This is a genomic window from Methylobacterium sp. CCH7-A2 (assembly GCF_001557075.1).
Lineage (GTDB): Bacteria > Pseudomonadota > Alphaproteobacteria > Rhizobiales > Beijerinckiaceae > Allobosea > Allobosea massiliensis.
Map to the genome: position 1 here is coordinate 1 of NZ_LSKN01000293.1, position 26,335 is coordinate 26,335.

26 protein-coding genes and 1 pseudogene are annotated in these 26,335 nt (G+C 64.1%); 20 read left to right on the top strand and 7 right to left on the bottom strand.

The genetic code is table 11. The annotated features are described in order from the left end of the window. Window positions 1–635: hypothetical protein (locus AX750_RS26760; RefSeq protein WP_210173047.1), on the top strand; the 635-nt coding region annotated here is incomplete at its 5' end. A 166-nt stretch (window positions 636–801) separates the two neighbouring features. Here AX750_RS26760 and AX750_RS22260 read toward each other — a convergent pair. From AX750_RS22260 to AX750_RS22290, 7 genes are read right to left on the bottom strand one after another with little or no spacing between them, the layout of a single operon-like run. After that, complete coding sequence (locus tag AX750_RS22260) at window positions 802–2,061, bottom strand: acetyl-CoA hydrolase/transferase C-terminal domain-containing protein (protein ID WP_066719369.1); 1,260 nt, start codon at window positions 2,059–2,061, stop codon at window positions 802–804. 7 nt (window positions 2,062–2,068) lie between these two features. Continuing rightward, window positions 2,069–3,265, bottom strand: coding sequence for an acetyl-CoA C-acetyltransferase (locus AX750_RS22265; protein ID WP_066719371.1), 1,197 nt, complete (start codon window positions 3,263–3,265; stop codon window positions 2,069–2,071). Between the two features lie 18 nt (window positions 3,266–3,283). After that, the gene (locus AX750_RS22270) at window positions 3,284–4,204 is read right to left on the bottom strand and encodes an SDR family NAD(P)-dependent oxidoreductase (protein ID WP_197426577.1); all 921 of its coding nucleotides are present in this window, start codon (window positions 4,202–4,204) and stop codon (window positions 3,284–3,286) included. Between the two features lie 2 nt (window positions 4,205–4,206). Then, window positions 4,207–5,364, bottom strand: a complete 1,158-nt coding sequence (locus AX750_RS22275; RefSeq protein ID WP_066719372.1) for an acyl-CoA dehydrogenase family protein — start codon at window positions 5,362–5,364, stop codon at window positions 4,207–4,209. Next, on the bottom strand, window positions 5,361–5,780 hold the full coding sequence (locus tag AX750_RS22280) for a MaoC/PaaZ C-terminal domain-containing protein (protein WP_197426578.1): 420 nt from the start codon (window positions 5,778–5,780) through the stop codon (window positions 5,361–5,363). The genes AX750_RS22275 and AX750_RS22280 overlap by 4 nt, the downstream gene beginning before the upstream one ends. Before the next feature lie 47 nt (window positions 5,781–5,827). Next, window positions 5,828–6,235, bottom strand: a complete 408-nt coding sequence (locus AX750_RS22285; protein WP_066719382.1) for a MaoC family dehydratase — start codon at window positions 6,233–6,235, stop codon at window positions 5,828–5,830. Then, complete coding sequence (locus tag AX750_RS22290) at window positions 6,232–7,083, bottom strand: IclR family transcriptional regulator (protein ID WP_066719385.1); 852 nt, start codon at window positions 7,081–7,083, stop codon at window positions 6,232–6,234. The genes AX750_RS22285 and AX750_RS22290 overlap by 4 nt, the downstream gene beginning before the upstream one ends. A 111-nt stretch (window positions 7,084–7,194) precedes the next feature. On the opposite strand from AX750_RS22290, the gene AX750_RS22295 reads away from it, so the two are divergent. From AX750_RS22295 to AX750_RS22390, 19 genes and pseudogenes are all read left to right on the top strand, one after another. Further along, window positions 7,195–8,436 (top strand): CoA transferase, encoded by a 1,242-nt coding sequence (locus AX750_RS22295; protein ID WP_197431948.1) that lies wholly within the window; start codon window positions 7,195–7,197, stop codon window positions 8,434–8,436. 60 nt (window positions 8,437–8,496) lie between these two features. After that, complete coding sequence (locus tag AX750_RS22300; RefSeq protein ID WP_066719390.1) at window positions 8,497–9,666, top strand: ABC transporter substrate-binding protein; 1,170 nt, start codon at window positions 8,497–8,499, stop codon at window positions 9,664–9,666. Window positions 9,667–9,694: 28 nt separating this feature from the next. Beyond that, the gene (locus tag AX750_RS22305; RefSeq protein ID WP_066719392.1) at window positions 9,695–10,570 is read left to right on the top strand and encodes a branched-chain amino acid ABC transporter permease; all 876 of its coding nucleotides are present in this window, start codon (window positions 9,695–9,697) and stop codon (window positions 10,568–10,570) included. Next, window positions 10,563–11,483 carry a branched-chain amino acid ABC transporter permease gene (locus AX750_RS22310; protein WP_067254970.1) on the top strand — a complete coding sequence of 307 codons (921 nt, stop codon included), beginning with the start codon at window positions 10,563–10,565 and terminating at the stop codon, window positions 11,481–11,483. The genes AX750_RS22305 and AX750_RS22310 overlap by 8 nt, the downstream gene beginning before the upstream one ends. 1 nt (window position 11,484) lies before the next feature. Continuing rightward, window positions 11,485–12,225 (top strand): ABC transporter ATP-binding protein, encoded by a 741-nt coding sequence (locus AX750_RS22315; RefSeq protein WP_066717094.1) that lies wholly within the window; start codon window positions 11,485–11,487, stop codon window positions 12,223–12,225. Further along, entirely contained in the window at window positions 12,215–12,937 is a 723-nt protein-coding gene (locus AX750_RS22320; RefSeq protein ID WP_066717091.1) for an ABC transporter ATP-binding protein, read from the top strand. Before AX750_RS22315 ends, AX750_RS22320 begins: the two co-directional genes overlap by 11 nt. Window positions 12,938–12,939: 2 nt before the next feature. Beyond that, entirely contained in the window at window positions 12,940–14,877 is a 1,938-nt protein-coding gene (locus AX750_RS22325) for an AMP-binding protein (RefSeq protein ID WP_066717089.1), read from the top strand. A 4-nt stretch (window positions 14,878–14,881) separates the two neighbouring features. Then, window positions 14,882–15,661, top strand: coding sequence for an SDR family oxidoreductase (locus AX750_RS22330; RefSeq protein WP_066717086.1), 780 nt, complete (start codon window positions 14,882–14,884; stop codon window positions 15,659–15,661). Window positions 15,662–15,672: 11 nt separating this feature from the next. Further along, window positions 15,673–16,485 (top strand): enoyl-CoA hydratase/isomerase family protein, encoded by an 813-nt coding sequence (locus AX750_RS22335; RefSeq protein WP_066717084.1) that lies wholly within the window; start codon window positions 15,673–15,675, stop codon window positions 16,483–16,485. A 1-nt stretch (window position 16,486) separates the two neighbouring features. Beyond that, complete coding sequence (locus tag AX750_RS22340; RefSeq protein ID WP_066717082.1) at window positions 16,487–18,520, top strand: FAD-dependent oxidoreductase; 2,034 nt, start codon at window positions 16,487–16,489, stop codon at window positions 18,518–18,520. A 13-nt stretch (window positions 18,521–18,533) separates the two neighbouring features. Further along, window positions 18,534–19,286, top strand: coding sequence for an SDR family oxidoreductase (locus AX750_RS22345; protein ID WP_066717080.1), 753 nt, complete (start codon window positions 18,534–18,536; stop codon window positions 19,284–19,286). A gap of 10 nt (window positions 19,287–19,296) precedes the next feature. After that, window positions 19,297–20,175, top strand: a complete 879-nt coding sequence (locus tag AX750_RS22350; protein WP_066717077.1) for an NAD(P)-dependent oxidoreductase — start codon at window positions 19,297–19,299, stop codon at window positions 20,173–20,175. Between the two features lie 7 nt (window positions 20,176–20,182). Continuing rightward, window positions 20,183–21,340: an acyl-CoA dehydrogenase family protein gene (locus AX750_RS22355; protein WP_066717075.1), complete on the top strand. Its 1,158-nt coding sequence runs from the start codon at window positions 20,183–20,185 to the stop codon at window positions 21,338–21,340. Continuing rightward, entirely contained in the window at window positions 21,340–22,200 is an 861-nt protein-coding gene (locus AX750_RS22360; protein ID WP_066717072.1) for a MaoC family dehydratase N-terminal domain-containing protein, read from the top strand. Before AX750_RS22355 ends, AX750_RS22360 begins: the two co-directional genes overlap by 1 nt. After that, entirely contained in the window at window positions 22,197–23,030 is an 834-nt protein-coding gene (locus tag AX750_RS22365; RefSeq protein ID WP_066717070.1) for a CoA ester lyase, read from the top strand. The genes AX750_RS22360 and AX750_RS22365 overlap by 4 nt, the downstream gene beginning before the upstream one ends. Before the next feature lie 11 nt (window positions 23,031–23,041). Continuing rightward, window positions 23,042–23,788: an electron transfer flavoprotein subunit beta/FixA family protein gene (locus AX750_RS22370; protein WP_066717068.1), complete on the top strand. Its 747-nt coding sequence runs from the start codon at window positions 23,042–23,044 to the stop codon at window positions 23,786–23,788. Continuing rightward, a complete protein-coding gene (locus tag AX750_RS22375) occupies window positions 23,788–24,726 on the top strand; it encodes an FAD-binding protein (protein WP_066717066.1) in 939 nt (312 codons plus the stop codon). The genes AX750_RS22370 and AX750_RS22375 overlap by 1 nt, the downstream gene beginning before the upstream one ends. A gap of 58 nt (window positions 24,727–24,784) precedes the next feature. Further along, window positions 24,785–25,165 carry a cupin domain-containing protein gene (locus tag AX750_RS22380; protein WP_197426518.1) on the top strand — a complete coding sequence of 127 codons (381 nt, stop codon included), beginning with the start codon at window positions 24,785–24,787 and terminating at the stop codon, window positions 25,163–25,165. Between the two features lie 270 nt (window positions 25,166–25,435). After that, a pseudogene (locus AX750_RS22390) lies at window positions 25,436–26,304 on the top strand (IS3 family transposase); the annotation flags it as partial. Between the last annotated feature and the right edge of the window lie 31 nt (window positions 26,305–26,335).

Here is a 26,335-nt window from a genome sequence, read left to right on the forward strand (position 1 = left end):
CGGGCATCCCGGTCGGAACATCGCGCCGCCGACCCGCGCCTCGCACGATCCCGCCCACCAGGCCGCGCGGCGAAATCCCCATAGCGCACGGCCCCGGGCCGCGGCTTCCTCCCCTGGAAGCTTTCGAACGCCGGCCCTCAGCCCAGTCCGAACCCGCTCGCACGGGCCAGCATCCGAAACCCTTCACACTTGCAGACATTGGCGGCTTGCCAGGAAGCGGACGTTGGCGGACTGGCCCCAGAAACCGGGCAGCAACGTCTCGCATTGGCCCAAGCGAGCTGGCGCTCGCCATTGCGCGCGCGATCCAGCCAACGGCTTTCGACCTGCAAAAGGTGACTTGGCGGATCGAGCTATTGCTTGAAGAGCGCAAAGTTGATGCCAAAGGGAATGTTCGGCAGCCGGAGTGGAAGTGCGATGGAGCGATGATCGATCGTATCGATCGGGCAGAGGAAGGCGATCACATCGCAATTTTCACGATTGACGGCAATTTGATGCGGGATGCAACCGGCGGCTTGGTGCCAGAAATTGCCGCAGCCCTGTTGAGAGCGGCTGAGAAGCGCCGCGTAAGAATTTGGCTTTTTACCTTTGCGGGTCTCGGGACGCCAGGGCCAGACCTTCTGATAGGCGTCGAATAGGAAAATTGGTTTGAGTGCAGATTTTCGAGCGTGGACGGTTATCCCAGCCTAAGCGTTATGCGGCCAGGATCCTCGGATACGCCGATTTTGCGGACACTAGATACTGGATGGTCGTAAGCGATAATGCGGCTTTCCTCCGGGGAGTACCTATCGGAATCGCTCAAGTTTATTGCGAGGGTTGGGGGGCCGTGCGGCCAAGCGTATCGCGAAAGTCCGGATGGGCGATTGCGACCATTTTTTGGACACGCTCAGCGAGGGACAGGCCGCGAAGATCGGCGACTCCATACTCGGTAACGACAATGCTGGCGTCCGCCCTGCCGATGGTCACTGGACCGGACAGGCCGGCAACAATCCGGCTACTCATCTGCCCCTTCACCTCGGCGGTAGAGGGCAGGGCAATGATCGGCACTCCTCCTTGCGATGCGCGTGCCCCACGGAGGAAATCAAGAGCGCCTCCGATGGCGCCGACATAGCGACCGCCGGCTATCTCGGTGTTGGCCTGGCCCGACAGATCCACCTCGAGGGCTGAGTTGATCGCCGTGAAGCGAGGCAGCGCTGCGAGTTTGGAGAGCGCATGGGTTTCGGCGATCGGGCGAACCTCGATCGTTTGATTAAGATGCGCGAAATCGAGCAAATCCTTGCTGCCGAGGAGGGTTCCGGTCACCGACAGGCCGCGGTCAACAGGTTTGGCTGCGTTGGTGATCGCGCCGGACTGGATCAGCCGCATCGCCCCGTCGCCAATCAGACCGGAGTGCAAGCCGAGCTCCCGTCGGTCAACCAGCATGTCCGCAATGCAGTCCGGAAGTGCACCAAGGCCGAGCTGCAGCGTTGCACCGTCCTCGACTAAGGAAGCGACGTTGGCTGCAACAGCCTGGTCGACGGCGCTGGGCATGCCGCGGCCGAGCGTAAGAACAGGGCGATCCGTTCGAATAGCGACATCGATATCGTCCGTATCGATCAATGCGCTAGTAAACGGGGCCTGACGGTTGATTTCAGCTACCACGACCCGAGCGGTCTTGATCAGGCCCTCGACGTAGTCGCTGGTGCAGGAGAGGCTGAGTCTGCCGTCGTGTGGGTGCTCTGCCAGCTGCAGAAGGAGCACGTCGACCTGGCCCGCCAACGTCTTCGGCAGGTCCGAGTAATGCACCGGCAGGATGTCGAGAGCGCCGGCCGCGGCGAGCTTTCGGTTGGTGCCCGTTCCGCAGAAAGACGTAAAGCGGACGTGGTCAGCGTGAGCTGGATCGACCGCACCTCCTAAGCCGATGCCGACGAAGGCGGAAAACCCTCCGATTTGGGCGCGCTGCTCCATCAGCCGATGAGTCAGCGCGACTGGTTCGCCGCACGCCTGACCCCAGCAAACCATCTCACCGGGGCGAACGATCGCGGCAAAGTCGAGAGCCTCGAGGGAGGTCGTGAGCGGAGCCATCGCCAGCTCAGGCCCGTTCGAACACGGCGGCCATTCCCTGCCCGCCGCCAATGCACATGGTCTCAAGACCGTAGCGCACGTTGCGACGCTTCATTTCGTGGAGAAGCGTCGTCATGATCCTGACGCCGGTGGCCCCAATCGGGTGGCCGAGCGAAATCCCTGACCCGTTGACGTTCACCCGATCGAGATCGACGCCCGGCCATGCCTGCAGAACCGACAGCACCTGGCAGGCGAATGCCTCGTTGATCTCGACGAGATCCATGTCGTCTACCGCAAGCCCGATCCGCTTCATCAGCCGGGCAGCCGCGGGCACCGGGCCGATCCCCATCTCAGCGGGCTCGCAACCAGCCGCAGTCCAGCCCACCAGGAACGCATCCGGGGTCAGACCCAGGTCGGCTAGCCTGTCCTCCGCTACCACCAGGCAGGCGGCCGCAGCATCGTTTTGTTGCGCAGCATTTCCGGCCGTCACGGTGCCATCGCGCTGGATCGCGCGCAGCTTCGAAAGGCTCTCCAGAGTGGTGTCCGCCCGGATGCCCTCGTCCTGTGCGACGACAATCGGATCTCCGCGCTTCTGCGGCACGCTGACCGGAACGACCTCGGTCGCCATGCGGCCCTCTGACCAGGCCGCGGCTGCCCGGTGCTGGCTGCGCACTGCATATGCGTCGGCAGCTTCGCGTGAGATCGAGTACTTGCGGGCGAGCTTCTCGGCCGTCTCGATCATGCCGGAGATGTGGCCGAAGCGATGCTCGGGCTGAGACCGCTCGCGGCCGCGGTCAAGGCGGTCATAGAGCACGGGCGAACCCGAACGCGTGCCCCAACGCACACCCGTGGTGTAGTGCTCGATGTTGCTCATGCTCTCGACGCCGCCAGCGATGACGACGTCGCAAGCGCCCGACTGCACCATCATGGCCGCGGTCGCGATCGATTGGAGCCCGCCGCCGCAGCGCCGGTCCAGCTGCATGCCGGGAACATGGACCGGCAACCCGGCCTCCAACGCGATCCAGCGCCCAACACACGGCGTCTCGGAGTTGGCATAGGATTGGGCGAAGACAACGTCGTCGACCAGGGCGGGGTCGAGACCGGTCCGATCCAATACGGCATTGACCACAGTGGCTCCCAGCCGTTCCACGGTAACGTCCTTGAGTACGCCGCCGAAGCGGCCCACAGGCGTGCGGAGAGGGGTTACGATCGCGGCGCGACGCATGCGGCTGCTCCTTCGGCCTTAGGCCGGATCCCAGGTAAAAACGTCCGACGACACGTCGAGGCCGTGGAAGCTCGCAGACAACGCTGGCATCGCGTGCTCGGCGATCTGCTCCGGCGTCCAACCGCCCTCGCGCTGCACCGAGCGAACCGGGCGTGGCTGGCTAAAGAGGAGGATCTCGTTGTTGCGGACACAGAATATCTGGCCGCTGACCGAGGTCGCGCGCTTCGAGAGCAGGTAGACGGCGAGCGGTGCGATCTTGGCAGGTGTCATCTGCTGCAGGCGAGCGACGCGTGCTTCCTGCTCCGGCGAGTCGACCTTGATCGAGCTGATCATCCGGCTCCATGCGAAGGGCGCGATGCAGTTCGAGCGGACACCGAAGCGCTGCATATCGAGGGCGATCGACTTCGACAGCCCCACGATGCCGAGCTTGGCTGCCGAATAGTTAGCCTGCGCGAGATTGCCTATGAGCCCCGATGTCGAGGTCATGTGCACCAAACTGCCTGACTGCTGCTGCTTGAAGACCGGAGCCGCAGCTCGGCTGACGTGAAAGCTGCCGTACAAGTGCACCTTCACAACCCGGTCCCACTCCTCTTCCGTCATCTTGTGGAAGAAGGTGTCGCGCAGGATGCCGGCGTTGTTGACGACGCCATCCAGTCGCCCAAAGGCGTCGAGGGCGGTCTGCACGATGCGTTGGGCGCCTTCGGCATCAGCGACGCTGTCGAGGCTAGCCACGGCCTCGCCGCCGGCCGCCTTGATCTCCGAGACCACAGTCGCCGCCGGCCCGTCATCTTGGCCACTGCCGTCGAGGCCGGCGCCAATGTCGTTGACGACGACCCTGGCGCCGTTCGCACCAGCCATCAGGGCAATGTCTCGCCCAATTCCCCCGCCAGCGCCCGTGACGACAACGACCTTGCCGTCGAGCATGTGAGACACGCTCATGATCAGGCTTCCTTCAGGATCTGGCGGGCGATGAGGAGTTGCTGGATCTGGCTCGTGCCCTCGTAGATCCGCATCAGCCGCACGTCGCGATAGAAGCGCTCGACGGCATATTCGCTCATGTAGCCGGCGCCGCCGTGGACCTGCACGGCTCGGTCCGCAACCCGACCAACCGCCTCGGTCGCGAAATACTTCGCAGCCGAAGCTTCTGTCCGGGCAGCGCCTTCGCGGTCGTAGATCGCCGCGGTCTGCTCCACCAACGCCCGAGAGGCGAGATATTCGGTGTAGCTGTCGGCGATCATCGCCTGGATGAGCTGGTACTCGGCGATTGGCTTGCCGAACTGCCGGCGCTCCTTGGCAAAACTCGTCATCTCCGCGATCAGCCGCTTGCAAGCGCCAGTCGCGAGAGCCGCAATATGGATGCGGCCGCGGTCGAGCACGCGCATTGCGAGGCGGAATCCGCGGCCGGGCTTAAGGCCGATGATCGCGCTGGCCGGAACTCGGACATTCTCGAATATCACGTCCGACGTCGTCGTGCCGCGCTGGCCCATCTTGCGATCCTTCTTGCCGATCGTCAGGCCAAGGGAATCGCTCGGAACCAGGAAGGCCGAGATAGCGTCGGCGCCCGGCTTGTCGAATTCGGTTCGCGCCATGACGGTGAAGACGCCGGCGCGCTGGGCATTGGTGATATAGCGCTTGGTCCCGCTGATAAGGTAGTCGTCGCCGTCCCGCACGGCGCGCGTCGTCAAATTGGCAGGATCCGAACCCGTATCCGGCTCGGTGAGTGCGAATGCCGAGATCAGTTCGCCGCTAGCCATTCGAGGCAAATAGGCTTGCTTCTGATCCTCGGTGCCCTCGAAGATCAGACCGCGCGCGCCAATGCCGATGTTCGTTGCCAACAGCGAGCGAAAGGCTAGCGCCGTCCCGCCGAAGGTCATGGCGAGCTGGGTCTCCTGGCTGGCAGTCAATCCAATGCCACCGTATTCCGGTGGGATCGTCAGACCGAAGAGCCCGAGCTCTCGCATCTCCGCGACGATCTCCTCGGGGACCTCGTCCTCGATCTCCAGCCGCATCTCGTTCGGAACGAGCCGTTCCGTGACGAAGCGCTCAACGGTCGCCTTGAGGTGCTGGAAGGTTTCGTCGTCGACTGCCGGCTCACTCATGCGTCACGTCCCTTGCTGCAATGTTCTACGGCAGCGATGACGGTGCAGGTTCCTTCCACTGCACGCTCCCCTGCCATTGTCTCGACGAAAATGTCGTAGGTGCCCGCCGCCGCGTCCCGGAGGGTGCCGCCCGCTCGGATGGATTCGCCCACCGGCAAGGGGCGGACGAAGCGCGTATCCAGGGCCAGACTTTCTGGAACCTCACCGAAAGTGCGCTCGATCGCTTCGATCACCAGGTTGAGGCCGAGTGTGCCGTGCACGATCGGTCGGCCGAATGCGGTCTTGGCGGCAAAATCCGGATCGAGATGAATCGGGTTGTAGTCGGCGGTGAGCGCGGCGTAGCGCGCGACCGTGTCCGGTCCCGTCATCATTTCGACGATGGCTAGTTCACGCGGCAGCGCCGCAGTCTCCAGCATTCCCATTCCGCATTATCTCCGTGGATCGCGTGTTGACCGGCCTTGTTTCATCGCGCCCAGATCGTTCGGATCTCGCCGTTGAGGACGTCCTGCCCTTCCACGCTCAGGACGACGCCGAACGTCACCCAGCCGCGCTCCCTGCGGCGTTCTTTCGAACGGCAACTGACCTGTGCTTCGACCTTGTCGCCGGCCTTTGCAGAGCGGCCGAAGACGAGCTTCTGGCTGGCGTGGATGTTGCCGGGCGGTCGAGGCTGGATGGCGTTCAGGTAGGCTTCCATCATCGCTGCGACGAGCATCCCAGCCGGCACGCTTTCGCTCGACTTCCGCTCGCCATAGATCGCGGTCCAGTTATTCAGGTGCGCGTCGTCGAGCGTGATAGCGAAATTCCCCAGCGGTTGGCCGGGACTGAAATCATCGAAGACCCAAACGGGCAGATCGGTTTGCGCGCCGCTCACCGTTGTCCTCCCCGGCCGTGTGGCGCTGCCCGCCCACCGGCCAACCTCCGCTCGGACTGCCGCACACCGCGCGAGACCCCGAAGAGCGCTTCACTGATCCAGTCAGCTGAATCGCGCAGATCGATGCCCAGGCGCTCGATGTCTTCGCGACACAGTTGCCCTGCGATACTGATCCCGCTGATCCCGAGGCGTGGTCGGCCTTCCGCGTCGGTCACGAGAGCGGCCGCGATCTCCAGGCCTTTGAAAAGCTGCCCCAGGTCAAAGGCGTACCCATCGCGCCGAGCCTTCTCGACGTCGGCCGCGTAATCCTCGAAGCTCGGCGGGGCCTGCCATTGCAGCGCGTCGAAACGGAGCTTCAGTTCCTCACGCGGCAGGTTGCGCAAGGCGGCGTAGCAACGACCGACCGCACCCACGAAGGTGGGGAGGCGCGAGCCGTCGGACATGTCGACTCTGACCGTCTTCGCCGTTGAAACACGGTCGACGAGGACGATGCGCTCGCTATCAGTCACCTGCCAGAGGCAGAGCAGGCTCTTGTGCTCGCCGGATAGCCGCGCGAGCTCCGGCCGGATCAGGTCGGCCTGGTTGGCGCCAAGAAGCGGCAGCGACAGCTCCAGAACACCCAGGCCGATCCGGTAGGTCTTCGCCTCCGCATCGAAGTCCACCAGCCGCTCCGTGGAGAGCGTCCGCAGGATGTTGAAGCAGGTGCTGACGCTCACGCCGGTATCGCGCGCGATGACCGCGACACCCGCCGGTTCGCTCATCTGAGCAAGCGATCGGAGGATGGAAACCGCGTTGGCGACGGCTCCGACGATTTTTGGCGAGAGGTCTTGATCAGGGCTGGCACTCATGTATGAATGGCTTTCAAGAAACTGTGAATGTCATTCAGAATGGAGAATGACTAACACGTCAAAGCAAGCGATGGAAAGCCCCCTTCGCAGAAAATAAGGGTGAGGAAAGTGGTGGACGGGACCAAACTCCCGATAGGTGTGAACGACGCATCTGGCGTGGCAACGGGCCTTTCGGGCCTGCGCGTGCTCGATCTCGGTCGCTATATCGCGGGCCCGTTCTGCGCAGCATTGCTGGCTGATCACGGGGCGGAGGTTATCCGCATCGAGCCGCCCACTGGCGCTCCCGATCGCGAAGTGATGCCGATCGGCCAGCCGGGTCGGGGCGCGCTGTATCTTCAGATGAATCGCAACAAGAAGTCGCTTGCGCTCGACCTCGACAGCGCAACCGGACGGGCTGCATTCGAGAAGCTGGTCGCGACCGCCGACGCCGTCATCGTCAATCTGCCGCCGGCCGCCTTGCGTCGCGCGCGCCTCGACTACGACAGCCTCAAGGCTATCCGCCCCGACATCGTGCTCTGCACGATCAGTGCCTATGGGCCGGAGGGAGACAGTCGCGACCGCATCGGCTTCGACGGCACGGGACAAGCGCTCAGCGGGGCGATGGCTTTGAGCGGGACGGGTGAGCGTCCCCTCCGGGCCGCGGTCTCCTATGTCGATTATGCCACCGGAATGTCAGCTGCCTTTGCGACCTTGGCTGCGCTGTATGAGCGGCGTGGCACCGGGCGGGGCCAGCATGTCCAGGCATCGCTGCTGGGAACGGCGCTGACGATGACCAATCCGATGCTGATCGAGGAGGCGGCCGGCGCGCGCAGCCGCAAACCGATCGGCAACCGCAGCCCCATCGCCGGCCCATCTGATCTTTTCCAGACGAGCGACGGCTGGCTGATGATCCAGGTCATCGGTGACGGCATGTTTCGCCGATGGGCGGAGTTCGTCGGTCGCCCCGACTTGCTGGTGGACGCGCGCTTCGCCTCCGATATAGGCCGGGGCGAGAATGGCGAGGCTCTGAGTGCGGTCATGGCTGACTGGTGCTCGTTGCGCTCGTCCGATGAATGTCTGGCAGAGCTTGAAGCCGCCAAGATTCCGGCTTGCCGGGCCCTGACCCCGGCCGAGGCCCTCATGGCTCCAGAGAATGCCAAGGGCGGGTTCTTTTCATTGGAGCCGGCGCCGAAGGGCGCGAGCCAGATACCAATCGTCGCAAACGCTGTCCGAACAGCTGCGCTGCGGCCCAAGCACCGGCCTGCGCCGAAGCTCGGCGCTGATTCAGCAGAGCTTTTGGCCTCGCTCGGCTACGAGCCGGACGAAATTGCCGGCCTCACGGGCTCAGGGACTGGCGGCACATCGCATCGATAGCGGGCACGGAATCAACCGAAGCTCGGAAGTGGAGGAGAGGAAATGACGTTTAAGGCGCGGATGAAGCTTCTCGGACTGAGCACCTCGCTTGGGCTGCTCGCCAGCCTCGGCGGCGTGCAGGCTCAGGAGACGATCAAGCTTGGGCTTTCCGTACCCCTGTCGGGCTCTGGAGCGATCTGGGGCAAGGGGTCGGAGTTCATGTGCAAGAAGGCGGCGCAAGAGATCGCGCAAGCCGGTGGCGTCAAAGTCGACGGCAAGACCTACAACTTCGAATGCCTCGCCTATGACAACAAGTATAACGCTGCCGAGGGCACTCGCGTCGCGCAGACGCTCCTCAACCGTGACGGCGTGAAATTCATTGGCGGCAGCCTTGGAACAGCTCCCGTGCAGGCGCTGCAATCGCTCGCCGAGCGGCAGGGCGTGCTGATGTTCACGACGGCCTGGGGCTTCAGCATCAAGGGGCCGAAGTTCCCGCTAACCTATACCCAGATGAACACGGCGTTCGAGATCATTCCGCCGATGTTCAAATACGTGCTTGAGCAGCATCCGCAGTCCAAGTCGGTCGTGATGCTCAACCCAAATGATGCGACCGGTCGCGAGACCGAAGGCGTGGCCAACAAGGCCTGGGTCGGCAACAACATCAAGATTCTGTCGAGCGACTTCTACGAGCGCGGGACGACCGAGTTCCAGCCGATCGCGGCTCGCATCGCCTCTCTCAAGCCTGACATGGTCGATTTGGCCTCGATGCCGCCGGCCGATGCCGGGGCTGTCCTGCGCGAACTGGATGTTCTCGGCTGGAAGGGCGTCAAGATCGTCGCAGTCGGCACTGGAATCGACGGTCTCAAGGCGACAGGCGGCAAGGCGATCGAAGACGTTTACATGGGTGCCGCCATCACCTTTGACAGCCCGGCCATGACCGGTCAGCAGAAGGCCACGAACGAAGAGGCTCGGGGCGTCCTTGGTGAGTCGCTTAACTCGATCCAGATCGGCTTCTACGACTCCGTCTACGCCCTGAAAGCGGGCATGGAGAAGGCGCAGTCGATCGATCCCAAGAAGGTCGCGGCCGTGATGGCCGATGTCTCGTTCACCTCGTTCTACGGCAGCAAGGTCGATTTCTATGGCACGGACACCTACGGGTCCCGCCAGCAGATGCGCCTGCCCGTGACCATCACCCAGGTGAAGGACGGCAATCTGGTCGAGAAAACCCGTCTCGTGCCTTCGGGCAAGTGACCTCCGGACCAAGCCAGGCACGCCCACCATGCAAACCGCGATACAGCTCACCCTGACGAGCCTGCAGATCGGCGCCGTCTATATCCTGTTCTCGCTCGGCTTGACCCTGATCTTCGGGGTCATGCGGATCGTGAACTTCGCCCATGGGCATCTGTTCGCCGTCTCTGCCCTGGCAGTGGCCTGGGCGGTGCCTTGGCTGGCAGCCAACGGTCTCCCCATCCTGCCTGCTTATCTGCTTGCAGCGGTGGGGGGCATCGCCGTCGCTATGGCGCTCGGCCTCTTGATGTACGTAAGCGGCTTCCGGTTCTTTCAACGCGATATGGTTGGGTCTTTCATCCTGTCGATCGGCCTCGTTCTGCTTCTCGACGGCGTGCTGCTCAAAGTCTTCGGCGGGGCCGTGAGGCCCGTGCCGGAGATTTTCCCAGGCACCATCTCCATCTTTGGGGCGGCGATCACCAATCAGCGCTTTGCCTTGTGCATTGCCGCGATCCTGATCACCGCCTCGCTCTACTGGGCGCTCACGCGAACCAAGCTTGGGAAGGCCCTGAGGGCCGTCTCGATCGACCACGAGGCTGCCATGCTGCAGGGCATCCCCTACAACCGCATGGCGCTCGCGGGCTTCATGATCGCATCCGGCCTCGCGGCTCTTGCCGGGGCACTCATCGCCCCGGTGACCATCGTCTCGCCGGTGATCGGCGCCGACTATCTGATCAAAGGCTTCATCGCCGTCATCGTGGGCGGGCTCGGCAGCGTCCCAGGTGCGATCCTTGGCGGGTTGTTCGTTGCCGCGATCGAGACCTTCGGCAGCTTCTACTTCGACCCGAGCTCCGCCACCGTCGCGATCTTCTTCCTCGTCATCGCCGTTCTGCTGGTGCGGCCGAAGGGGCTTCTCGGCCATGGTTGATGTGAAGCTTCCTTACTGGCTCGGCGGGATCGCTATCGTGCTCGCGGGCACCGCCTTTGTTCGCGATCCTTATATTGCGAGCGTGGTCAATCTAATCGCGATCGGGGCTCTAACTGCGGTCAGCCTGCGTTTCGTGATGCTGATGGGCGAGCTGAACTTTGCGACCGCAGCCTTCGTCGGCATCGGCGCCTATACCACCGGGGCAACGCTCACCATCCTGAACTGGCCGTTTCTGCTAGCCCTGCTCGCGGGCGGCGCCATGGCTGGCCTGGTCTCGATCCTCTTCGGCTTCATCACGCTCCGGACCAAGGGGCCTTATTTTCTCCTGATCGGCTTCGCGTTCACTGAAGCCGTCCGCATTCTCTACTCGAAGAGCATCGCGCTCGGCGGCACCTCCGGGATGGTCGGGATCTTTCCGCCGATGATCCTGGATGGCTGGATGCCGACCTTTATTGTCGCGGTGGCAGCCCTCCTTATCCTCGGGCTCTATGCTCTGGAGCGTTCTGATTTCGGGAAGATTCTGACCGCGATCCGCGACAATGAAAATGTTGCCAGGACGGTCGGCCTCAACATCCTGCTGGTGAAGATCGCCTGCTTCGCAACGGCCTCTGCTGCAGCCGGCATGGCCGGAAGCCTGCACGCCTTCGCCAACAATGTGATCAGCCCCGGCGATTTCAGCTTCCTCGTTGCGGCATTCGCTCTGGCCTACGTCAAGGTCGGCGGTGAGGGCAGCATCATCGGTCCGCTCTTGGGAACCGCGCTGCTCGTCGTGCTCGGCAGCTATGCGCTCGGCCTCGGAGGCGGGGAGCACATCTTCTACGGCGCCGCGATCGTGCTGGCGGTCCTGCTACTACCTCATGGCGTCACCGGACTAGTGAGCGGCAAGCGGCCCCAAGCCGGAGGGGGACACTGAGATGCTGGCAGAGCAACAACCCCTGCTGCGCACCAAGGGTCTGACCCGCCGCTTCGGCGGCCTGGTCGCTGTCTCGGATCTTGATCTGGAGATTCGCCCGCGTGAGATTCTCGGGCTCATTGGCCCCAACGGTGCTGGCAAGAGCACGACCTTCAATTTGATCAGCGGCTTCTACAAGCCGTCAGCCGGCGAGCTCTTTGTCTTTGGTGAGAACTGCACCGGTCGGTCGCCTCTGGCTATCAGCCGCCTTGGCCTGGTTCGGACCTTCCAGCACGGCAGCCTCATGCGCAGCATGTCGGTCGGCGACAACATTCTGCTGGGCACCATTCACGGCGTCCGCGGAGGTGCACAACGGCGCGCGCGCGTGGCGGAAACCGCCGAGATGCTGGGGCTCACTCCTTATCTCGCGGAGGAGGCCGGCACGCTCCCTCACGGCCTGCAGCGGCTCGTCTCCATCGGCATCGCCTTTGCGGCACGGCCGAAGCTGCTCTGCCTCGACGAACCTCTGACCGGTCTGAACCAGACAGAGGTCGCGAATACGCTGGCCGTACTGGAGCGCATTCGGGACGAATTCGGCTGTTCGGTTCTGCTCGTCGAGCACAACATGAAGGCGGTGATGCGTGTCTGTGACCGCATCGTCGTGCTGCACCACGGGCAGCATCTGGCAACCGGTGCGCCGTCGGAGATCCGCGCCGATCAAAAGGTCATCGAAGCCTATCTGGGGCATCGCCATGAGCACTGAAGCGCTTCCCCTCAAGGTCGCGGGCCTTTCAGCTCGTTATGGCGTTGTTCCCGCACTGAACGACGTCAGCATCACTGTGGGCAGCGGCGAGATCGTCACCCTCATCGGTGCGAACGGCGCAGGCAAGTCGACGCTCATCAAGACGATCTGCGGCCTCGTGCGTCCCAGCGCCGGAAGCGTGCATCTCTTCGGTGAGAACGTCACCGGGATGTCCCCGGACCGTCTCGTGCGAAAGGGATTGTCCGTGGTGCCTGAGGGGCGGCGCCTCTTCGGCGAGATGACGATGCTTGAGAATCTGGAGCTCGGCTCCTTCGCACGCAACGACACCGCGGCGGTAAAGCGCGATCTCGACCGGGTGATTTCGCTCTTTCCGGAACTGCGGGATCGGCTCGCCACGCAAGCCTCGACATTCAGCGGTGGCCAGCAGCAAATGATTGCGGTGGCGCGCGCTTTGATGAGCGCCCCGCGTATCCTGCTCCTGGACGAACCGACAATCGGGCTCGCCCCGGCGATCGTCGACCGCATCGCGGAGATGATCAAAACGGTCGCTGAAACCGGCGTGAACATCCTGCTCGTTGAACAGAACGCGGAAACCGCGCTCGCCATCGCCGACCGCGCCTACATCCTCGAGGGCGGCGCAATCACGGCCGAGGACTCCGCGAGCGTGCTCGCGCAGAGCCCTGAGGTGCAACGGGCCTATCTGGGAATCTGACCATGGCGCTCGACAGCAACGACATCTGGCAGCCTACCGCCGACTATATCGACCGTGCCCAGGTGACCGCCTTATCCAGACGCCTTGGCGCGACGGATACGGACGCGCTCTATGAGTTATCGCTGGCCGAACCGGAGCGGTATTGGCGCGAGGTTACGAGCTTCTGCCATATCCGCTGGAGCAGCTACTACGACCGCTACTGCGACCTGTCTCGTGGCGCTCCGTTCCCTGCCTGGTTCGTCGGCGGTGAGCTCAACTGGGTCGACACGATCCTGGACAATCCCGAATGGGCGTCCCGGACGGCTATAATCGCCGAGCGCGAGGATGGCTCGTTCCGCGAGGTCACGTACCGAGAATTGAAGGATGAAGTCCGCAGCTTGGCTGCCGGGTTGCTCCGCCTTGGTCTGAAGCGTGGCGACCGCGTTGGTCTGCTGATGGAGAACGGAATCGAGGCCTCGGTCTCGCTGCTTGCCGTCGCGTATATTGGCGCAATCGTCGTTCCGCTTTTTAGCGGCTTCGGAACCGATGCCATTGCGGCCCGTCTCGGATCCTGCGGAGCCAAGGCGCTGCTGGCCACGACCGGTTTTCAGCGGCGTGGACGGTTTATCTCGACGCGCGACACCATTGCTTCCGTCAGGAAGGAGCTGCCGGACCTGGAGCTCGTCGTGTTAAAGCGGTCCCCTGAGGATTCTGCCCCGACGGATGCCCATGCGGATTACCTCGATTGGCAGTTGGTGAGGCAAAGCCCGGACAGTGCGCCGCCGTCTGCACGGATGTCCCCGAATGACCCGTTCATGGTGATCTTCACCTCGGGGACGACTGGGAAGCCCAAGGGAGCCGTCCATGTGCATGGCGGCTTCCCAATCAAGATCGCACACGACTCTGCGGTTCACTTCGACGTGGGAGCAGGCGACGTCTTTTGTTGGCCGGCTGACATGGGCTGGATCGCGGGCTCGCTTATTCTTGGTTCGGCGCTTCTCCGCGGCGCGACCCTGGTTTGCTACGACGGCGCCCCTGACTACCCCGACTGGTCGCGGATGGGCCGGTTGATTGAAACCTATCGCGTCACTCACTACGGCTCAGCGCCGACACTGATCCGCGGCCTGGCTTCGAACGAGGCGGTCAGCACCGCGCCCGACCTGTCATCGCTTCGCCTTCTGATCACAGCCGGCGAAAGCATCGCTGCCGAGCATTTCGTCTGGTTCGAAAAGGCCTTCGGACGGGGGGAGTGCCCCCTGATCAACTATACGGGCGGAACGGAAGTCTCGGGCTGCCTGCTCTCCAGCGTCGTGACCAAGCCAATAGTGCCCGCTGGCTTCAACACACGCTCCCCCGGGGTTGCGGTCGACGTGCTCGATCCCGCAGGTCAACCTCTGACCGGCGCGATTGGAGAGCTCGCGGTGCTCGCGCCCTTCGTGGGCATGACTGCGAGCTTCTGGCAGGACGAGCAGCGATATCTCGAAACCTATTGGAGCACTGTGCCCGACGTCTGGATACACGGTGACCTCGCGATGCGTACTGGGGAGGGACACTATCTCTTGCTCGGGCGTTCGGACGACACCATCAAGGTCGCGGGAAAGCGCGTCGGCCCTGCCGAGGTCGAGGAAATCCTGGTCGAGATCGAAGGTGTCATCGAAGCCGCGGTGATCGGCGCAGACGATCCGGTCAAGGGCCAGGCGCTCGTTGCCTTCCTCACGTGCTCGGGGCCGGCCGACGACATCCTCAAGCTCGCAACAGCACGAATCCAGGAAAGGCTAGGCAAGCCATTTGCGCCCCGGGCCGTCTTCGTCGTGCCTCAGCTGCCGAAGACCCGCAGCTCCAAGATCATGCGTCGCGTTATCCGCAGCGTCTATTCCGGCTCCCCCGCGGGAGACCTGTCCTCGCTCGTCAATCCGGAAGCGATCGCCGACATCGAGCGCATCGTCCGCCAAGGAGCCTGAAGCCATGGATCTGCAATTGCGCGGCCAGAAAGTCGTGATCACCGGTGCCTCTCAGGGCATCGGCGAAGGGCTGGCCGAGGTCTTCGCAGAGGAGGGTTGCAACCTGCATCTCGTCGCGCGTTCGGGCGACAAGCTCACCAGGCTTGCCGAACGCCTGCGCGATCAGCACGGCATCACGGTGGTGGTTCAGGAGCAGGACATTGCCGCGAAGGGGGCCGCTGAGGCGATCGGGAAGGCCGCCGGGCGTGTTGATGTGCTGGTCAACAATGCCGGAGCCATTCCAGGCGGCGATCTCTGGCAGGTCGACGGAGTGCGCTGGCGCGAAGGCTGGGAGGTGAAGGTCTTCGGCTACATCGACCTTTGCCGCGAATTCTACGCAGCGATGAAGGCGGCTGGAGGCGGCGTCATCCTGAACAATATCGGCAATGGCGGCGAGAACACCGATTTCCGCTACATCGCGGGTTCGACCGGCAACGCTGCCCTGATGACTTTCTCCCGGGCGCTCGGTGGCCGCAGCCTCGATGACGGCATCCGCGTCCTCGGCATCAATCCCGGCCCCGTCGCCACGGACCGGATCGTCAACATCATGAAGAAGCGTGCCCGCGAGCAGTGGGACGACGAGAGCCGCTACGTCGAACTGCTGGCGGCCTATCCGCTTGGCCGCGCAGCGAGCGTGCGCGAGGTGGCCGACCTCTTCGCGTTCCTCGCCTCGCCGCGCTCCGCCTACACGTCCGGCACAATCATCACCGTCGATGGCGGCATCACGTCGCGCCGCTCGATCTGACCGGAGGCAGCATGACACTAGAAGCCTATTCCGCCTTTCCCTCGATCCTCTGCGACCGGCCCGCTCCAGGTGTGCTGCGTCTGACGCTGAACCGCCCGGAAAGCTTGAACTCGCTCGGCGCCGACGCCCATCGCGAGCTGGCCGACATCTGGCGGGTTGTCGATCGAGATCGCGAAACGCTGGCCGTCCTGCTCTGCGCCAAGGGGAAGGCGTTCTCTGCCGGCGGCGACTTCGAGGTCGTGAAAAAGCTGACGCAGAGCTTCGAGGAACGCGCCAATATGTGGCGGGAGGCGAGAGACCTCGTCTACAACATCGTCAACTGCTCGAAGCCGATCGTTTCGGCCATTCAAGGAGCGGCCGTCGGTGCCGGTCTTGCCGCGGCCCTGGTTTCCGACATTCCGATCGCTGCCAAGAATGCCAAGCTGGTCGACGGCCATGTTCGGCTTGGCGTTGCCGCGGGCGACCATGCCGCAATCATCTGGCCGCTGCTCTGCGGCATGGCCAAGGCCAAGTATCATCTCCTGCTCAACGAACCCGTGAGCGGTGAGAAGGCCGAGCAACTCGGACTCGTCGCGCTCGCAGTCGACGAAGAAGAGCTGCAGGAGAAGGCGCTCGCCGTGGCCACGAGGCTTGCAGAGGGGGCGCCTTCCGCCATCCAGTGGACCAAATACGCCCTGAACAACTGGCTGCGGATGGCCGGCCCGACCTTCGATGCCTCTCTCGCATTGGAGATGCTTGGGTTCTCAGGTCCCGACCCGCATGAAGGTCTCGACTCCTTCCGCGAGCGGAGAGCGCCCAACTTCCCGAAGAAGGCGCCGTTCTGAGATGCCCGCCGCCGGCTACGAGAGGCTGCTGAGCCCGCTCGCTCTCGGCCACGTCACGTTGCGCAATCGCATTGCGATGATGCCGCATGCGGTGATGTTCGGCGCCGGCTACGGCTCCGCGATCGAGCGAACGATCGCCTACCATGTCGAGCGCGCGAAGGGCGGCGCCGGCCTGATCGTGATGTCCAACTTCCTGATGCCGCCGTCCTGGCGCCATACTGCGACCTGGGGCGGGGCGCTCGAAACGACGGCACTGGGCGGGCTGGACCTGGCCAATGATCGCGGCCTGCAGCCGCATTATCAGCGCATGATCTCGGCGATTAAATCCGAGGGAGCCTGCTTCGTCTCACAGCTCAACATGAGCGGCCGCCAATTGCGGTCACCAGGCACAACCCAGTTCGGCATCCCGCTATTTGCTCCATCGCCGCTGCCGTGTCCGCGAACCGGCGAGATCCCAAAGGAGATGAGCGAACAGGACATCGCTGAATACGTTGCGACAATGGTCGAGGCTGCCCTGAACATGCAGGAGGCGGGCGCCGACGGCGTCGAGCTTTTTGCGGCTCAAGGCTACCTGCTGCATGAATTCCTCTCGACGGCGACCAACAAGCGGACAGACCGCTACGGCGGATCCCTCGAAAACCGCATGCGCTTCCTGCTCGAAGGGCTTCGGGCAATCCGAGCGGCGGTCGGCCCGAATTTCCTGATCGGCGCCCGAGTGAATGGCAGGGATGACGTTCCGGGTGGCCTTCAGCTCGCCGATGCCACCGCGATCGCAGCGCGGCTTCGGACGGAAGGCATCAGCTATCTGAATGTCAGCGGGCTGACCTCACTGCATTATCCCGGCTGGATCGCAGACATCACTGCTCCGGAAGCCCAATTTGCCGAAGAAGCGGGAGCGATACGGCAGGCCGTAGATGGCCTCCCGGTTTGCGTCAGCTCCCGTATCGCGACTCCGGAAGCGGCCGAGGCGGTGCTCGCATCCGGCAGCGCCGACTTCATCGGCATGGCCCGCGCGCTGATCTCTGATCCCGAGTTGCCGCTGAAGGCGGCCAGAGGGGACCGCGAGAGCATCCGCATCTGCACCTACTCGAACCAGTCCTGCATCGTCGGCCTCGATCGCGGGCGCGGCGTTGGCTGCGTCCACAACCCCGCAGTCGGCCGGGAAGCCCAGATTGGAATCGGGACCATGCGTCCTGCGCCGCGATCGAAGCGCGTGGCGGTTGTGGGTGGTGGCCCCGCAGGACTGGCAGCCGCGCGTGTCGCCGCCGAGCGCGGACATCGCGTGACGCTGTTCGAGCGCAGCAATCGGCTCGGCGGTCAGAACCTCATGACCAGCGAGATCACTTCGCGGCGCGGCTTCGCAGAGATTCACCGCTGGCAGATCGAGATGCTGGAGAGGCTGCAGGTCGACATCCGGTTGAATGCCGAGGCGGACCGGACGACCTTGGCGAACGGCGCTTTCGAAGCTGTTGTCCTTGCGACGGGCTCATCGCCTCGCCGCGACGGGTACAGCTCGCTGCGCCCCGGGGCTTCCGGCATTCTCGGTGCCGAACTCCCGCGCGTCCGAACCGTCTGGGACGCATTTCTTCAACCTGAGAGCTTCAACGGCCCGGTCATTGTGATCGAGGACGATCCACATCTCTCCGGAACAGCTGCCGCGGAGAAGTTGGCCGAGTTGGGGCATGCCGTCACCATCGTCACACCGCACATGCACGCCGGCGCGGATTTGCCTGTCCATCATGCGCCCGCGCTGTACCGGCGTCTGGCTGCTCTGGGGATCCAGGTCCTGCCGACGCGCTTCGTCACCGCAATCGAGGAACGGCGCCTGATCTGCGAGGACCGCTTCGGCGGCGCGTTCAGCGAAATCGAGCACGCCGGCCCGGTCATTCTCGCCATGGGCAATAGCGCGAACGCCAGCCTGGCTTCCGAACTGGCGGGGAATGACCTGGAGGTCCAGCTCGTCGGTGATGCCGTGGCCCCGCGTCAGGTGGACATCGCCATTCTCGACGGCGAACGCGCCGGCTGGATGGTCTGAACAGGAGGACGACATGGCAAGGCTGTCCGGCAAAGTTGCTTTCATTACCGGTGCTGCTGGCGGCATCGGACGCTCGACTTGCGCCCGCTACATTGCCGAGGGGGCCCGCATCGTCGCGGCCGATATCAGCGGGCCTGCGCTCGATGAAACCTTGGAAGAGGCCAAGGCGGGCGAGAATGGGCTACCGCTCGTCTGCGACATCACCGATCCCGAACAGGTCAAGGCTGCGATGGCGAAGACCGTGTCGGAGTTCGGCCGGCTCGACATTCTCTGCAATATCGCCGGCGGATCGAGCTCGGCCGACGCGCGTGTAACGGAGGCCCCGGACGAGGAGTTTTGGCGCGTCATCAAGCTCGATCTCTACGGCACGTTCCTGTGCTCGAAATATGCGATCCCCGAGATGGTCCGTTCGGGCGGCGGCTCGGTGGTCAATCTCTCGTCGATGGTCGCTTTGATGGCTCTGCCGGAGCGCGATTGTTACACCGCGGCCAAAGGTGGCGTCGCGGCGATGACCCGTTCGATGGCCGTCGAGTACGCACCAGACAATATTCGCGTGAACGCCATTGCGCCGGGTCTTGTGCTGACACCACGTGCCGAAGCGCTGTTGCAGGAGCGAGAGGAGTTGCGGCGTCTCGCCGGCCAGCACCTTCTCGGACCCTGTCGGCCGCTCGATATCGCCGACATGGCGGTCTACCTCGGCAGCGATGAAGCCCGCGTGGTCACGGGCCAAGTCATCTCTGTCGACAGTGGTGTGACCATTTCCTGAGGCGCAATCCATGATCAAATCAGTCGCCGTGATCGGCGTCGGAGCCATGGGCGCTCCAATGGCCATGAACATCCATAAGGCGGGCTTCGCCCTTACGGTCTGCGACCGCAGCGAAGCAGCCCGCGCGCCGTTCGCCGCGCTGGGCGTCAACTGCGTTGAACGCGCCACCGACTGCGCTGGCTGCGACGCAGTCATCATCCTGGTCGCGACCCCCGAGCAGGCTCGCTCCGTCGTGCTTGGGGAAGGCGGCCTGCGCAGCGGGCTCAACGGCCGCAAGCCGATCCTCGTCGTCATGGGGACGATCGCTCCCGAAACCATGCGCGAGCTCGCGCAGGAACTTGAGCCTGACGGCGTGCGGGTCGTCGATGCCCCCATTAGCGGCGGAGCCTTGAAGGCTCGCGATGGGACCCTCGCCATCATCATGGGAGGGCGTGCTGAGGATTGCGAGGAACTGCGCCCCCTGATGCAGTCCATGGGCAGCAGCATCTTCCATTGCGGCCCGCTTGGAGCGGGGCAGGCGACGAAGATCGTCAACAATCTCGTGGGCATCACCACGCTGATGATCGCGGCCGAAGCCTATCGCATTGCCGGCGAAAACGGCATCGCGCTGCCGGACGCGATTCCGGTCTTCGAAGCCAGCACAGGGCGCAACTTCTTCACCGTCCGCTCGAACGATGCAGGCGAGGCTTATGACGCCTGGACGGCAACCCGCGCGGATTTCGATTCCCTCCAAGCCATCCTGCGCAAGGACATCGACCTTGCGCTTTCGATCGGAGAGGCGGCCGGCCACCTCCCAATGACGAGCGCCCTGCGAGCGGTGCTCGATGGGGTTGGCGACGAAACATTCCAGACCTGGCGCGCGGTCGCGACCGCCCCACGACAGTCCTGAGGCCATCATGCAGCATGCTTCCGATCACTCAGAGATCCGCGACGCCGTCGCGAAGCTCTGCTCCGACTTTCCGGGCGAGTACTGGCGCAAGCGCGACCGCGAGATGGCCTATCCGACGGAGTTCGTTTCGGCTCTTACGGAAAGCGGCTTCCTATCGGCGCTGATCCCGGAGGAGTATGGCGGGGCCGGTCTGCCGCTATCGGCCGCCGCCGTCATCATGGAGGAGATCCAGCGACAGGGCTGCAATGGCGCCGCCTGCCATGCCCAGATGTATGTGATGGGCACGGTGCTGCGACATGGCACTGAGGACCAGAAGCAGCGCTATCTCCCCAAGATCGCCTCGGGCGAGCTTCGCCTTCAGGCCTTCGGCGTCACCGAGCCAACCAGTGGCACGGACACGACGGCACTGAGGACGACTGCCCGTCGCGACGGCGACCACTACGTCGTGAACGGCCAGAAGATCTGGACGAGCCGCGCCGAGCAGTCTGACCTGATGCTGCTTCTGGCTCGCACCACCCCGCGCGACCAGGTGGCAAAGCGCACCGATGGGCTCTCGGTCTTCATTCTCGACATGCGAGAAGCGCTGAAGGACGGCCTGACCATCCGGCCAATCCGCACGATGATGAACCACGCCACCACCGAGGTCTTCTTCGACAATGTGAAGGTCCGGGCCGCAAACCTCATCGGGGAGGAGGGCAAGGGTTTCCGCTACATCCTGTCGGGCATGAACGCGGAACGCATCCTGATCGCCGCCGAATGCGTCGGCGACGCAAAATGGTTCATCGACAAGGCGTCGAACTACGCCAAGGAGCGCCACGTCTTCGGACGACCGATCGGTCAGAACCAGGGCATCCAGTTTCCGATCGCCAAGGCCTACGCCAACATGCGCGCCGCGGAGCTTATGGTGCGCGAGGCGATCCGGCTCTACGAGGCCGGAGCCAATCCGGGCGCCGAGGCCAACATGGCCAAGATGCTCGCGGCGGATGCGTCTTTCGAGGCCGCCAATGCCTGCATCCAGACCCATGGCGGCTTCGGGTTCGCCGAAGAGTATGACGTCGAGCGCAAGTTCCGCGAGACGCGCCTCTATCAGGTCGCACCGATCTCGACGAACCTGATCCTCTCGTTTCTCGCGGAGCATGTGCTCGGCATGCCGAGGTCATACTGATGACCGCGGTCGAAGCGCTTACTGTCGATATCGACCATCTTCGAAGCTGGATCGGCCGCGAGGATCTTGGCTCGGACGTCCTGACCGAGGACCTCGCGCGAAAATATCACGCGACCTTCGACCTTCCCGGAGAAGCGCCGAAGCGCGGCGAGATTGCACCCCGGATGATCCATGTCTGCCTGGCCCAGCCTGCGGTCCCGACTGCACAGCTCGGACCGGACGGCCATCCCGAACGCGGTGGCTTCCTTCCACCGGTGCCCTTACCGCGTCGCATGTGGGCAGGCAGCAGCCAAAGCTTCCACGGCGATCTGCGGGTTGGCGACGAGGTGAGGCGGATCTCCCGCATCGCGGACGTTGTCTACAAGGAAGGGCGCACAGGGGCGCTTTGCTTCGTCACCGTGCAGCACCAGATCGAGGGGAACGGACGGCTCGTGCTCGAAGAGCGGCAGGACATCGTCTACCGGAATCTGGAGGCTACCGGAGCCACACCGAAGACGCCGCCATCGGCTGAAGCGGGCACATATCGGCGTCCGATGAAAATCGAGCCTCCGCTGCTGCTTCGCTATTCGGCGCTGACCTTCAACGCCCATCGCATCCATTACGACCGGCGCTACTCGATGGAGGTCGAGGGATATCCGGCTCTCGTCGTCCACGGGCCGATGCAGGCTGCGATGCTCCTGAACTACGCCACTGAACTGCGCGCCTCGCCGCCGAGCCGTTTCCGCTTTCGTGGCCAGTCGCCGCTGTTCGACGATGCCGCCTTCGCACTCAACGCGCGCGACGAGGGCGATGGGTTGAAGCTCTGGACCGCCAGGCAGGACGGTCCAGAGTGCATGGTAGCCGAGGCGTCGTGGCAATGACGGCGTTGCCGGACATCACCGTCGCGCTCTTCGTTCCGGGAGACCGGCCTGAGCGCTTTGTGAAAGCGGCTTCGACCGACGCCGATGCGATCATCATCGACCTCGAGGACGCCGTCGCTGCTGACGGGAAGGACCAGGCACGGGCCGCCCTGAAGCGTGACTTCACCGACAAGCCGGTCCTGGTGCGGGTCAACGGGATCGGTACGCCCTGGCACGACCGGGACATCGCGGCGCTGAGAGGGCATGGCTTCAGCGCGGTCGTCCTTCCGAAAGCGGAGTTTGGTCCCGAGTTTGAGACGCTCTGTGAGCAACTCGACCTGCCCGTCGTCGCATTGATCGAAAGCGTGCGGGGGCTTGCCGATGCGCGCCGGATCGCAATCACACGCAACGTCGGACGCATCGCTTTCGGGAGCATCGACTTCAGTGCCGATCTTGGATGCGGCCATACGCGGGAAGCGCTGCTCCTGGCCCGTTCCGAGCTTGTCGTTGCCTGCCGGCTGGCTGGCCTGCCGCAGCCTATCGATGGAGTGACGACAGCAATCGACGACGCCCCGTTGATTGCGAGCGATGCTCGCCATGCCCGAGATCTCGGGTTCAGTGGAAAGCTCTGCATCCATCCTCGCCAGGTAACTGCGATCCAGGCGGGCTTCGCTCCGGATGAGGCCGAGGTTCTGTGGGCTCGTAAGGTCATGGCCAGCGGCGACGGCGCAGTGGCTATTGACGGCGCGATGGTCGACGAGCCCGTTCGCATCCGCGCGCGATCAATCCTAAAGCGGGTGCCAAGCGCGCCCGCCGCAGCTTTCGACGCATCCCTCTCGACATCTCAGTAAGAGGTTCTGACATGAAAATCCTCGTGCCCGTAAAGCGGGTGGTCGACTACAATGTGAAGATCCGCGTGAAGGCGGACGGTTCGGGCGTCGAGCTCGCCAATGTGAAGATGTCGATGAACCCCTTCGACGAGATCGCCGTCGAAGAGGCGTTGCGGCTCAAGGAAGCGGGCAAGGCGACCGAGGTGGTCGTGGTCTCGATCGGCCCGGCGCAAGCGGCTGAGACGATCCGCACGGGTCTTGCGATGGGCGCCGACCGCGGCATCCTGGTCAAGGTCGACGGCACGGTCGAGCCGCTGGCCGTCGCCAAGCTGCTGAGGAAGGTGGTCGAGCAGGAGAGCCCCGGCCTCGTCATCCTCGGCAAGCAGGCGATCGACGACGATTGCAACCAGACCGGCCAGATGCTCGCCGCCCTGTTGGGCTGGCCGCAGGGCACTTTCGCCTCGAAGGTCGAGCTGGCCGCGGATTCTGTTGACGTCACCCGGGAGGTCGATGGCGGCCTGCAGACGGTGGCGCTCAAGCTGCCGGCGATCGTCACCACGGATCTGCGCTTGAACGAGCCGCGCTACGCCTCGCTGCCCAACATCATGAAGGCGAAGAAGAAGCCGCTTGACGAGACCACCGCCGAGACCCTCGGCGTCGACGTGTCCCCGCGCGTGAAGGTGCTGAAGACGACCGAGCCCGCCGGCCGCTCCGCCGGCGTCAAGGTGGCGAGCGCTGCCGAACTCGTCTCGAAGCTCAAGACTGCCGGGGTGATCTGATGACCACGCTCCTGATCGCCGAACACGACAACGCCTCCGTCAAGGACGCCACCGCCAAGACGTTGACCGCCGCGCGGGCGCTGGGCGCTCCCGTCCACATCCTCGTCGCCGGACAGGATGCCAAGGCGGCTGCCGATGCGGCGGCCAAGCTCGGCGGCGTCGAGAAGGTGCTGCTGGCGGATGACGCGGCCTACGGCCATGCGCTGGCCGAGCCGCTCGCGGCGCTAATCGTCAAGCTCGCCGACGGCTACGACGCCATCGTCGCCCCTTCCACGACTACCGGCAAGAATGTCCTGCCGCGCGTCGCCGCCCTGCTCGACGTGATGCAGGTTTCGGACGTCACCAAGGTTATCTCGGCCGACACCTTCGAGCGCCCGGTCTATGCCGGCAACGCGATCCAGACCGTGCAGTCCGGCGACGCCAAGAAGCTCCTCACCATCCGCACCGCCTCCTTCCCGGCTGCCGCCGAGGGCGGTTCGGCCCCGGTCGAGAGCGTCAGTGCCGCCGAGAACCCCGGCAACTCGTCCTTCAAGGGCGAGGAAGTCGCGAAGTCGGACCGTCCGGAGCTTGCCTCGGCCAAGATCATCATCTCGGGCGGCCGCGCCCTGGCTTCCGCCGAGAATTTCACCAAGGTGATCGAGCCCGTCGCCGACAAGCTCGGTGCCGCGATGGGCGCCTCGCGCGCGGCGGTCGATGCAGGCTACGTCCCCAACGACTGGCAGGTCGGCCAGACCGGCAAGGTGGTCGCTCCCGAGCTCTACATCGCGGTCGGCATTTCGGGCGCGATCCAGCATCTCGCCGGCATGAAGGACTCGAAGGTCATCGTCGCCATCAACAAGGATGAGGAGGCGCCGATCTTCCAGGTGGCCGATTACGGCCTCGTCGGCGACCTCTTCACCCTACTGCCTGAAGTCGAGCAAGAGCTGGCGCGGGGCTGAGGGGGCGGCGGAGCCGAGCGACCGCAGAGTAGCTGCTAGTCAGCGCATGGAGCACAGGATGTCGAAAGCGCCCCGTCGGCACATAGAAATGCTGCCGTTCGATAACAACGACGGCTGGCTGCCTTTGCCGGGGTTTCCGGCGGGGCTTGAGGTGAAAATGCTGGCCGATGACCTGGACGAGGAGAACAAGACGGGCGCTCGAACCCGCCTCGTCCGCTTTGCTCCAGGCGTCGCGACGACCGAGCCCCTCGTCCACGACTATTGGGAGGAGGTTTTCGTCATCAAGGGTGCGATCGGGCCCATCGGCGGAGGTGCTGCTACCCCAGATGCGATGATGTATTCCTGCCGGCCGCCGGGAACGCCTCATGGACCGTTCCGGTCGGAAAGTGGCTGCATAATGCTTGAAGTGCAGTACTACGTCGCTGACGCGCTGTCCTGAACGAGTGGCGCCAAGCATCGCATGAGCGGGCTTGAGATGTTGGCATTTTCCCGAACCAGTGCCATCTCAAGGTGCAACTGTAACGTCCGCAACGAGGTGGGGAGCTGGCATCGTCAGTCCCTCTCTGGTCGGCTCGATCGCGCCGCTTCCAGGCATTCGATGACTGCCCACAACCGGACATTCGTCCCAGCCTTCAAAAAAATGGAATTGGCCTGCTGCCGGTTTCGTGGACACCGTGATTGGGTGTTTTCATGAAACCGGAGGTGGCAGATGGAGCGAAGACGATTTGGGCGTGAGTTCAAGATCGAGGCGGTTCGCCTGATCAAGGATCGCGGGGTGAGCGTCGCGCAGGCGGCTCGGGATCTCGATGTCCATGACAACGTGCTGCGCAAATGGGTGAAGGATTTTGCCGCCGATCCGGCGCAGGCCTTTCCCGGACAGGGCCAGATGAAGCCGGAGCAGCTCGAGATCGAGCGTCTGCGGCGTGAGGTCACCAAGCTTAAGGCGGAGCGCGACATCCTAAAAAAGGCCGCAGCCTACTTCGCGAGGGAAGCGCTATGAGGTTCGCTTTCATCGCGAGGCACCGTTCGATCTGGCCGGTGGCGTGGCTTTGCGAAGCGCTGGACGTCTCGCGCTCCGGGTTCCACGCCTGGCTGACGCGCTCGCCGAGCCAGCGGACGCGGGACGACGAGACGGTTGGCGCCAAGGTCCATGCGAGCTTCAAGGCCAGCGACCGGACCTATGGCGCGCGCCGCGTCTGGCGAGACGTTCTGGCGGAAGGCGTCTCCTGCGGCCTTCACAAGATCGAGCGTCTGATGCGTTCGCAGGCCCTGCGGGCGCGTCCCAGGCGCCGTGGTCTGCCGAAGGATGAGGGGGCGCGACCGGCGTCGGCCACCGCGCCCAATGTGCTCGATCGTCAGTTCACGGCGAGCCGACCGAACCAGCGGTGGATCGCCGATTTTACTTATGTCTGGACCGCAGAAGGCTGGCTCTATGTGGCGGCCGTGATCGACCTGTTTTCGCGCCGGGTCGTCGGCTGGTCGATGAAGGCGGAGATGACGGCGGCGCTCGTCACCGACGCGCTCATCATGGCGATCTGGCGCCGCGGCAAGCCGGACGCCCTGCTGCACCACTCGGATAGTAAATAGATCGAGGCCAGTTCCCGGGCGG